Annotated in this window: 7 protein-coding genes and 1 pseudogene; all 8 read left to right on the forward strand. The window is 66.1% G+C overall.

Annotated features, from left to right (window positions below; all coding sequences use genetic code 11):
* The first annotated feature begins 137 nt into the window (after positions 1–137).
* The gene (gene ilvB / locus I6U14_RS05175) at positions 138–1,886 is read left to right on the forward strand and encodes a biosynthetic-type acetolactate synthase large subunit (protein WP_296897436.1); all 1,749 of its coding nucleotides are present in this window, start codon (positions 138–140) and stop codon (positions 1,884–1,886) included.
* 212 nt (positions 1,887–2,098) lie between these two features.
* Positions 2,099–2,539, forward strand: coding sequence for a hypothetical protein (locus tag I6U14_RS05180; protein WP_296897438.1), 441 nt, complete (start codon positions 2,099–2,101; stop codon positions 2,537–2,539).
* Positions 2,540–2,835: 296 nt separating this feature from the next.
* Positions 2,836–3,180: a hypothetical protein gene (locus I6U14_RS05185; RefSeq protein WP_296897440.1), complete on the forward strand. Its 345-nt coding sequence runs from the start codon at positions 2,836–2,838 to the stop codon at positions 3,178–3,180.
* Positions 3,181–3,493: 313 nt separating this feature from the next.
* Entirely contained in the window at positions 3,494–3,796 is a 303-nt protein-coding gene (locus tag I6U14_RS05190; protein ID WP_296897442.1) for a 4a-hydroxytetrahydrobiopterin dehydratase, read from the forward strand.
* Positions 3,797–4,043: 247 nt separating this feature from the next.
* Complete coding sequence (locus I6U14_RS05195; protein ID WP_296897444.1) at positions 4,044–4,718, forward strand: exopolysaccharide biosynthesis protein; 675 nt, start codon at positions 4,044–4,046, stop codon at positions 4,716–4,718.
* A gap of 314 nt (positions 4,719–5,032) precedes the next feature.
* The gene (locus tag I6U14_RS05200; RefSeq protein WP_296897446.1) at positions 5,033–5,467 is read left to right on the forward strand and encodes a host attachment protein; all 435 of its coding nucleotides are present in this window, start codon (positions 5,033–5,035) and stop codon (positions 5,465–5,467) included.
* 298 nt (positions 5,468–5,765) lie between these two features.
* Entirely contained in the window at positions 5,766–7,892 is a 2,127-nt protein-coding gene (locus I6U14_RS05205) for an AAA family ATPase (RefSeq protein ID WP_296897448.1), read from the forward strand.
* A 34-nt stretch (positions 7,893–7,926) separates the two neighbouring features.
* Positions 7,927–8,406 (forward strand): annotated as a pseudogene (locus I6U14_RS05210) (hypothetical protein); the annotation flags it as partial.

Genomic DNA, 8,406 nt, shown 5'->3' on the forward strand with positions numbered 1-8,406 from the left:
TGTCTGTCGTGAGGTGCTTTGGGGCGCTAGGCCCCGCCCCGGTGGCCCCTGCTGGCCCGGGAGTTTGGGCCTTATCATGGCGTCTCGCCGCAAAGGTCTTATCAGGCCTCAGTCCTAATTGCTTGCAAGGCGCCGCCATGACAAGGACGCAGACCGAACCGTCCAGGCTCACCGGCGCCGGCTTGCTCTTCGACGTGCTGCACGAGCTCGGCGTCGATGGGATCTTTGCCCACACCGGCGGGGCGGTGATCCCGTTGCATGTGGAGCTCAACAAGCGCCTGCGCCGGCGCGACCCCGTGCCGCGGGTGATTATGTGCCGCCAGGAGCCGGGCGCCGGGCATGCGGCCGAAGGTTATGCACGCGCCTGCGGGCGGGTTGGCGTCGCGCTGGCCACCTCCGGGCCCGGTGCCACGAATCTCACCACACCCATCGCGGACGCCTACAAGGACTCCATCCCGACGCTGTTCATCACCGGGCAGGTGCCGAGCGGCGCGATCGGCAGCGACGCCTTCCAGGAGGTGGACACAGTGGGCGTGACCCGGCCCATCTCGAAGCACAACTACCTGGTGAGGGACGTTGCGGACCTGGAGTGGATGCTGCGCGAGGCCTTCAGCCTTGCCGGCAGCGGCCGCCCCGGTCCCGTGGTGGTGGACATCTGCAAAGACGTGCAGCTGGCGGTGCTCCGCGCATCCAATCCGCCCCGCACCCGCCATCGTACGGAGGTGCCCTTCGACAGCGCCCGTGCGGACGCCATCCTAGCCGCGCTTGCTGCGGCGGAGCGCCCGGTAATCAAGGCCGGCGGCGGGGTCATCCACGCCGAAGCCGCGGACGCGTTGTGTGCCTTCGCGGAGCGCTTCGACACCCCTGTCACCACCACCTTCAACGCGCTCGGCGCGGTGCCCTTCGGCTCGCCCTACTGCCTCGGCATGCCGGGCATGCACGGCACCGTGCCGGCGAACTACGCGCTGCGTGGGGCGGACCTGATCCTGACCCTCGGCGGCCGCTTCGATGACCGGGTGGCGGTGCGGGGCTTCGCCGATGAGAAACGCATCGCCCACGTGGATATCGACCCGAGCGAGATCGACAAGACCATCAAGTGCGATCTTCCCCTGGTGGCGCCGCTGAACGACTTTCTGGCCTACGCCCTGGACTCCGGCCGGACTGCCCAGCACCCCGACTGGATGGCCCGCGTCCAACAATGGCGCCAGCAGATGCCGTTGCCCTATGCTGATGGCGACCACATCAAGCCCCAAGCCGTGATCCAATGCCTTTCCGAGCTCACCGATGGTGAGGCCACTGTGGTCACCGGTGTGGGACAGCACCAGATGTGGGCGGCGCAGTACTATCGCTTCAGCCGTCCACGGCAGTGGGTCAGCTCCGGCGGGCTCGGCACCATGGGCTTCGGGCTGCCGGCGGCCATCGGTGCCTGGTATGGCAACCCGGACCGCCCCGTGGTGCTGGTAGACGGCGACGGCAGCTTCCAGATGAACATGCAGGAGCTGGCAACCGTCGTCGCCAACCGTATCCCGGTCAAGATATTCGTGCTGAACAACAGCTTTCTCGGCATGGTGCGCCAATGGGAAGACATGATGGACGACGGCCATCACCACGAGACCTGCCTGGCCCGCCAGTGGGACTGTGATGCAGACTGCACCAATGTCGACCAAAATTGTCGCCGCCAGTTGCCCAATCTGACGGCGCTCAAGGCTGTCTATCCGCGCCTCTCCACTGACCGGGTGCGACTGCCGTCCAAGCTTCGGGAGGTCGTGCAGGCAGCCCTGGCGGAACCCGGACCCGTATTGGTGGATGTGTGGGTGGACAAGGCGGAAAACGTGCTCCCCATGGTGCCGCCGGGCCAGCGGCTGGAGGCCATGATCGAGAGTTGATTCAACGCCTTGTGCGCATCCGGGCGCGACGGCACCGGGCAATTCGGCTACACTTTTTGCGGTTATGGCCGTTGCCCTCAGCGCCCCAGCTGATCGATGCTCGTGTCCACGTCCGCCCGCAAGCCGTCGGCGCTGACGCAGGGTCCGAGGCCGCAACCCTTTCCGCCATAGATTGCACACAACGAAAGCGCTCCGATGGAGGATGCCCCGCAATGACTGCTTTTTCCAAGCTGCACGCCCAGAACCATAAAATCACCGAGCTTTCCAACGTCTTCCTGTACCTCGTGCAGAGCCGCGAGATGTGCGACACCGAGACCGCCTGCGACGTCTTCTTCGAGTACACCGGCAAGGTGAAGGAGCACATCGAGCTCGTGGACCGCGAGCTCTGCGGCAAGCTGATCTCCTATCCAGACCAGACAGTGAAGAACACCGCGGACCGCTTCCTGTCGGGCTCAACGGAAATCAAGCGCATCTTCAACAGGTATCTCAAGGACTGGTGCAACGAGTCGAGCCGCCGGCTGATGATTCGCAACCATGACGAGTTCCTCACGGAGACCGAGCAGATGTTCGCGTTGGTGCTGGACCGCATCCAGCGCGAGACCGAGCATCTCTACCCGCTGATCCGCAAGCTGGAGGAGCGCGAGGCCGCCTGATATCGCGTGTTGCGCTTGCAGCCTTTCAGACTTGGAACGTGGAGCGCGCCGGTCGGCGTCAACGAACGCCGCCCGGCCCTCGCGGACGCCTGCAGGCATCGCTGAGCCTGTCATATTTCTGTCATCTGCTAGGCTTAAGGGCTGAGCACTCCTGCGTTTGCGGTGCCGCGGGCACCCGGACGCAGGCGCTTGCGCGTGCGGCCGCTGCGGGGTCGATGCCTGCCAGCGAGCGCACCTAGCCGACCCGCGGGCCTTTGTGGCGCCCGCCATCCGCCCGCCACCCGATGGAGGTATCCATGGCATTCCCCCTCATACCCTTCGCCGCCGGCATTGCGGTGGGCTCTCTGGCCACCTATGGCGCCACGGACAAGGCCCTACATCAGCGTCTCGCCCGGATTACCGGCAAGGCCGTGGGGCAGCTTAAGGCCGGCGCCGACAAAGTTGCCGAGTGGCTGCCCGAACTGGGCCGGAGCACCAAGACGAGAGCCGCTGCGGCGGTGGAAGCCGTCGAGCACGGCGCCGAAAGTGTCTCCGAGAAGGCCAAGGTCGTCGTCGACGAAGCAGTCCGGAAGGCCAAGCGCAGCGCCAAGAAGGCCGAGCAAGCCGCAACCGAGGCCACTGAGGACAAATCCGACGCGTAAGGCAGGCGCTGCGAGCCGCGCCTCGGCGGAAACCGCCATTCGGGGCGCTTAGCGAAGCGCTGAAACGTGCAGCGCTTCCCGTCCGGGGACCGCGTCCTGCCCTGCGCGGGAAGCGCCAAGAGGAGAGGCGTTTCCTTGGGCAGCTGCCGATAACGGAGTGTCCGCAGAGCGGATGATGCGCGGGACGCAGGCCGCGCTTTGCCACCGACCTGCAAGCTTGCCACTGCAAACAGCTTCCTTCCAAACCCCACTTGAAGCCGGTCTGCCCCGGGGCAACTTCCGACGGCGTCGTCATCCCAACCAGGAGATCCCGATGAGCCGCACCAAGCTGACCGAGCAAGAGGTTGCAAGCGCCCTCGACGCCCTCAATGCCTCTGCAGCATCGCCGTGGAAAGTCGTGGACGGCAAGCTGCACAAGGAGTTTCAGTTCAAGGACTTCAACGAGGCCTTTGGCTTCATGGCCCGCGTCGCGCTGGTAGCGGAGGCCATGGATCATCACCCGGAGTGGTTCAACGTCTACCGCACCGTACGTGTCGATCTGGCCACCCATGATGCCGGCGGCATCACCGAGCTGGACTTCAGCCTCGCGGGGCGCATGGAGACCATCGCCGGTTGACGGATCGGCTGTTGACACCGCTGACGCGCCCGACCGGCTGTGTCGAGGCGCTGATCAACTCTCGGTTGGAAGGAATTAGGTATACCGTCACCGCTTCAGTCGGCGGAGAGAACGCCTGCCCGTCGCTGGAGATACCTATACTGTCACTGATTTTTTCTCGCCTTTGGGTGGGGCGCGTAGGGGCTGGGCGCTGTACCATCCGCGCTGATTTTCACCCCTGTTCCTCTGTCTGAAGGACCGTCTCACCATGAACGAGCGCCCCGTTGATGCCGTCGCCGACGAGGCCGATGAAGCCGCGCCCCGTCGCGGGTTGATTGCCGCCCTGGAGGTCATCGCTGCCGAGGCACCAGCCGAGGGCCTGACCCTGCACGAATTCACCCAAGCCCTCGGCGAGCGTGCCTTCGGGCTCATGTTGTTCGCGTTGGCGATCCCGGTTTGCATCCCGCTCCTCTATGGCATCCCGCAGATCGTTTCCCTGCCGATGATTGCCATCGCCGTGCAGATGGCCATGGGCCGCCCGGAGCCCTGGATGCCGCAGCGCTTCGGCGAGCGCCGGCTCCGCAAGTCCGGGCTCGAGCAGATGGCCGCCGGCGCCCGCAAATACTTCGGCTGGATCGAGACGCTGGCACGGCCGCGCCTGCTGCTGCTGTCCGGCCCGACGGCGGAGCGGGTGGTGGGCGCCGTCTTCGTCATTTTCATCGCCAGCATCCTGATCCCGTTCCCGGCCACCAACACGCTGCCAGGCATCGGCATCGCCATGGCTTCGATTGGTCTCATCACCCGCGACGGCCTGCTGGTGCTCGCCGGGATCGCCATCGGCATCGCCTGGATCACGCTGTTGCTGGTCGGCATCGCCGTGTTCGGTCCCGCCTTCATCGACTTGTTCAAAGACTTCATCAAGGGCCTCCTCGGCGTTGGCTGAACCACGGTTTTGAGAGACAGCAGTTTTGAGGGACAGTATCTTTATCTCCCTCTGTATGCCTGTGTGTTTCGAATCTGGGCGAGGTCACCCTACGGTGACGGACAGGGCACTTCTCTGGCCGTCGTCGAGCCGGGAAAGGGGCTGCGCCGGCGCCGTTGGTGTCCGCAATGGTGCCAATGGGCGGTCGTCGGCGCGGTAACTTGTTCCTCCCCGGTTCTGGCGTCTAGATTGAAGGTAAGCAACGTGGCGGCGCCCGGCTGCCGCCGCATGAGGCCAGGAGATCAGTGCACCTAAGAGGAAAGGAGGTACCAACGATGAAGACTTGGCTGATCGTGACCGATGCCGCGCGGGCAAGGCTTTATGCGCTTGCCGACCGCAGTTCGCCACTGGAGGAGTTGCAGGACCTGGTCCATCCCGCCGCCCGGCTAAAGGGGGAAGAGATCGAGAGTGACCGACCGGGCCGCGCCTTCGATTCCCATGGTGAGCAACGCCATGCCATGGAGCCGAGCACGCAGCCGAAGCATGAGGAGGCCATGCATTTCGCGCACGAGATCGCAGACTTGCTGCGGGAAGGGCTGGATGCGCACCGCTTTGATCAGCTCTGTGTCATCGCACCGCCGCAGTTCATGGGACTCTTGCGCGAGACCATGGACGACGCAGTGCGGCGCACCGTGAAGGGCGAGCTCGTGAAGGACCTGACCCGCGAGAGCACGGACCGCATTGCCGCCGAGGCCTGGGCGATGCTCTAGCCAGGCTGCGCCTGACACCCACGGGCCTTCGGAAGCAGCGCCGGTTGATTCGCTCCCGTCGCAGCGACTTGAGGCTTTTGACTCGTCCAGCCACGATAGCACCTGGATAGCCCACTCTCGCGGCTGGTCGGCGCGCGCCGCTGCCCGTCCCCGCGGCGCACCTCACGGCGGACCTCAGCGGATGCAGATGTAGCGTTTTTTCTTTAACATTCACGGAGGGTATCGATATTGCCTTCAGCAATGTCGCGTGCGGCAGCCGGGCTATCGCCGGCGCCGGGCAACTCATCGCGAGCGCAGCGTGTATCCGAAATATTTCGGTCTCAAAGAGCCCAGTTTCTCCATTACGCCGGACCCGCAGTATCTGTTCCTGAGCGGGCAGCATCGCGAGGCCCTGGCGCACCTCCTCTACGGCGCAGGTGGTGGCGGCGGCTTCGTGTTGCTCACCGGCGAGGTAGGCACCGGCAAGACCACCGTCTGCCGCGCATTTCTCGAACAATTGCCGGAAGGCTTGGACGTGGCGCTGGTGCTGAACCCGGCCATGACCGCTACCGAGCTTCTGCACGCCATCTGCGACGAGTTTGGTGTCGAGCTGCCGACTGGCGAGCCGTCTGTGAAGACCATGCTCGACCATCTGAATCGATTTCTGCTCGACGCCCATGCCCGCGGTCGGCGCCCCGTGCTGATCATCGATGAGGCGCAGAATCTGCGCCCGAAGGTGCTGGAGCAAATCCGCCTCCTCACCAACTTGGAGACATCCAAGCAGAAACTGTTACAGATCTTCCTCATCGGCCAGCCCGAGCTGCGCACCCTGCTGGCGACTCCGGACCTGCGGCAGCTCAATCAGCGCGTCACAGCCCGTTATCATTTGACGCCGCTAGGCGTCAAAGAGACGGCCGCCTACGTGGAGCATCGCATCGCGGTGGCGGGCGTTGACCGCCCCCTGTTCACGCCCCGAGCGCTCAAGCGCGTACACCAGCACACCCGCGGCGTGCCGCGACTCATTAACCTGCTCTGCGACCGCGCCCTCCTGGGCGCCGCCGTTTCCCGGCGTATGCAGGTGACTCCGGCCGTCGTCGATACCGCCGCACGCGAAGTCATCAATCGCGCCGATCCGGCTTTGCCCCGCCGGCGGGGTGCACTTGGGCTTGCGGCCGCCATCACCGGTGCCCTCGGACTCGGGCTCTGGCTTGGTGCATCTGGCCTGCCTCAGCGCCTGCCGGCCCTATGGTCGGCGACAGCCCCTGCCGAGTGGCTGTCGTCCATGAGTTGGTCGCGGACCGCCCAGGACCCTGGAGACAAGACCGGCCTTGCGCCCTCCCTCCGGGCGGATCGCCCGCCGGTGGCGGAGCCGGGGGCCGAGGTAACGCCTGTTCCCGAAGCACCCCTCAACATCGCGCAGGCAACGCTTGCCGACCCGCCGGCGGCGGCGAGCCCAGAACCCGGCGCGCTGCCAGCTGACGTCAGCGTGCAAGCGGCAGTGACAGACCAGACCGACGCCGATACCGGCCTGGCTTCCGTCACGGAAGCCGGCGCGGACCAGCCCGCGACCGGGACCGCTGCGGCGGGCGCATCTTTGCCGCCCGACGCTGTTGGCGATTCCACGCAACAAGACACTGACGCGCCGGCTGAGCTTGCAGCTTTTCAGCAGACGCACGCGTCGGACGCCGTTGACGCCAACACGGCGCAGCCGGTGCCGCCCGCGGGTGATGGCGTGATAGCGGATCGGCGGCGCGCCGATGCGCAGTCGCCCACTGCGGACACGCGCCCTCCCCGCATCGCCACGGCCCGGGTTGCCCCCCGGGTGTCCGTCCTGGACGCGGCACGTCTTGGTGATGCACTCGTGAGTGAGGACGCCGTCGTCGATGAGCTTCTCGGGCTCTGGCAGATCCAGAAGGCCCCTGGCGTGCGCTTCCTCGACTGCGCCGCGGTGCCTGCCTTCGCGCTGGCATGTGAGCGCAGCACCGGCCGCTGGTCGGAGCTGCGCCGATTCGATCGGCCCGCGGCACTGAAGCTCCGACTGCCGCGCAACGAAACGGGATTCGTCGTCGTTGGCGGTCTGGACGACGAGCACGCGCTCCTCTATCAGGACGGCATCGCGATGCGTGTGCCGATCGCGGTGCTGGACGAGCGTTGGTCGGGCGACTATCTCCTGCTGTGGAGGCCGCCGCCCTTCGGGGGACGGGTCATTGCCGACAGGGACCCGGCAGATGCCATCGGCTGGCTGCGCGAGCGCCTGGCACTGTTGCCCGGAAGCGAGCTGACGGTCGACCCGGCGCGGTACGACGCCGACGTCCGGGCCGCAGTACGCGGCTTCCAAGTTGCACAAGGACTCGTCCCCGACGGCATTGCGGGTCCTCGCACGCTCATTATGCTGAGCAATGTCCTGGCGGACCTAGACGTGCCGCGTTTATCCCACTCCCGCTGACGGCTTGCCTGGCGGGCTCACGGCGTTTCGGCCCATGTCCTACATCCTCGAGGCCCTGAAGAAGTCCCAAAGCGACCGCGAGCTCGGCCAGATACCCCGGGTAGAGGGTTTTGGGATCGATGTACCCATCGAGACACCGGATAGTCGTCCCTGGGCTTACCTGGTCCTCCTGCTGGCGCTTGCTGTCGCGGGTGCCGCGGCATTCTTGATGCTGCGTGGTCTCGCCGATGCGCCGGTGGAAGAGAGCGCCGGCGAGACCAAGGAACTGGCCATGCCCCCGCCGGAGCCCGTAAAGAGCCGCCAACACCCGCCGCCGGCGGAGACGGCAGCCACCACCGCTTCGGCGCCCGCTTTAATAGATACAGCCGCGCCGGAAGCCCCGCGCAGCGCCCGTCCCGGCGTCTCGGATCCGGCGGCCACACCGCAGCAGCCGCCGGAGATCGCTGCGCGCCCGCCGCCCGCATCTGGCGACTCGCCGGCAGCGATAGGAAAGATCAGCGGCCGCCCACAGGAG

This window comes from Thiohalocapsa sp., assembly GCF_019695415.1.
GTDB lineage: Bacteria > Pseudomonadota > Gammaproteobacteria > Chromatiales > Chromatiaceae > Thiohalocapsa.